This is a genomic window from Priestia sp. P5_B4 (assembly GCF_056400385.1).
On record NZ_JBFULJ010000680.1, the window covers coordinates 1 to 2,081 of the forward strand.

The window sequence follows — 2,081 nt, forward strand, 5'->3', positions numbered from 1 at the left end:
CATATATAACGAATAGAGCTATGAAGGTAATTCCTATTTCTATAAATGATCCGCAAATTATCCTTTCAACACATATTTCACTATTATTAACAGAGACTCCCATATCTAACACCCCTATGCATAACAATGTTAGAACATATGTTTATCTATTTCGTTTTAGGTACCATAATGTAGTTTATCGGTACCTATTAAATAAATGAATTAAAAAAGGAAGAAAGATTTAACACACTATATATTATTAAAGTTTCACTGTTTACACTTGCTGACGAGAAATGCTGTATTTTTTACAACTTATATAAATCATGTAACTATTTCTAAAAGAGGGCGGCTGCGCGAGTATGACAGTTGTAGCATAGAAGAAATAAAAAACTGTGTCGCTTTTTTATTCCTTCTGGGTAAAAAACACCTCTAAGTGATTACCAGGTAATCACTTAGAGGTGTTTTTAATTATTTTATCAAAACCGTGGCATTCGCCGGAATCACAAGCTGATTTCTGACTTTTTTAGCACCTTTTTCACTAGCAAAAATCAATTTACCTTTCGCTGCTACAGATACTTTTACAGGTTGATTTGAAATATTATGATACACGCAAATCGAGTTGCCTTTATACGTACGGCTATAGGCAACAACTTCTTTACTGTCTACTGAAATAGATTGAAGCGTTCCTTTTACTAACTCTTCATGCTGCTGACKCACGCGAATCATTTCACGGTAATGATTTAACAAAGAATCCTTTTGTTTGGTTTGTGCTTCTACAGACACGCCGTTGCCGCCTTTGTTATATACAGGTGTTTCCCAGCTAGTTTGTCCAAGTCCGTTTCCTTCGTACCAGCGGAACGGTTCACGGATTAACTCATCAGGCTTTTCACCGGTCATGCCAATTTCTTCACCGTAATAAATATACGGGTTGCCAGGAAGCGTAAGTAAGATAGAAGCAGCTGATTTTGCTTTGTTCACATCGCCGCTCAGTTCACTCATGACGCGGTTTTGGTCATGGTTGGTTAAGAAAATGCCGTCAATTTTATTTGGATTGTATGATTTGAACAGCTCATCCGTTGCCGCTGCTGCAGTGGCGATTCCTTGATCATTTCCTGCTTTTACAGAGCTGACAATTTTCCCTGCTAAATCAAAGTTAAATAGGGAATCAAGCGATTGATAGTAAGGAGCTACCACTTCAGGCTGATCCCATACTTCACCCGTTAGATATACGTTAGGGTTTTCTTTTTTCATCGCATCTCTAAACTCATTCCACCACAGGATATTTTTCTTAGCGCCTTCAGGCGTTTGACCTTTAAAAATATGAAGCGCAGCATCTAAGCGGAAACCATCAACGCCTTGCTTTAGCCAAAACTTTCCGACGTTAATCATTTCTTTTCTTACTTCAGGGTTATCGTAATTTAAGTCAGGCATTCCTTCCCAAAACGTTCCGTAAAAATACTCTCCGTTTGGAGCTTTATGCCATACTTGCTGTCCCCAAGATCCTTTTTCATTCAAGTCGGTATTTTTATCAGCCCAAATATAGTAATCTCTGTACTTGCTGTTTTTATCTTTTAACGCAGCTTGAAACCAAGGGTGTTCGCTGCTCGTATGATTCACAACAAGGTCCATAATGACTTTTACGTCTCGTTTGTCTGCTTCTTTCATCAGCTTGCGAAAATCTTGCAGATTTCCGTACTGCGGATCAATGTTATAATAGTCCGTTACATCATATTTATGATAGCTAGGAGAAGGGTTGACTGGCATCATCCAAATCCCGTTTACTTGAAGATCATTCTTTGTATGAGAATTTCCGTCATTTAAATAGTCCAGCTTTTGTGTAAGACCTTTTAAATCACCATGTCCATCTTTATTTGCATCGTAAAAAGAGTTTACATACACCTCATAAAAGACACCGTTTTTATCTGCTGTTGGAGCTTTACCTTTATGTACAGTTTCGGCGTGAACGCCTGTTGATAAGCTAGCAGCCAGCGGCAGTGTTAGAGCTAAAGCTGTCCATTTTTTCCCTTTCATCGTTTCATCCCCTTTTTTGCAATCGTTTGCATAAATTGACTACAATTGAAATATAGCACCTATTTGAAAAC

General features: G+C 38.0%; 1 protein-coding gene. It reads right to left on the reverse strand.

Translation table 11 applies throughout. From position 1 onward, the window contains the following. Positions 1-447: 447 nt before the first annotated feature. A complete protein-coding gene (locus tag AC1DRF_RS24620) occupies positions 448-2,010 on the reverse strand; it encodes an alpha-amylase family glycosyl hydrolase (protein ID WP_477741930.1) in 1,563 nt (520 codons plus the stop codon). Positions 2,011-2,081 lie beyond the last annotated feature (71 nt).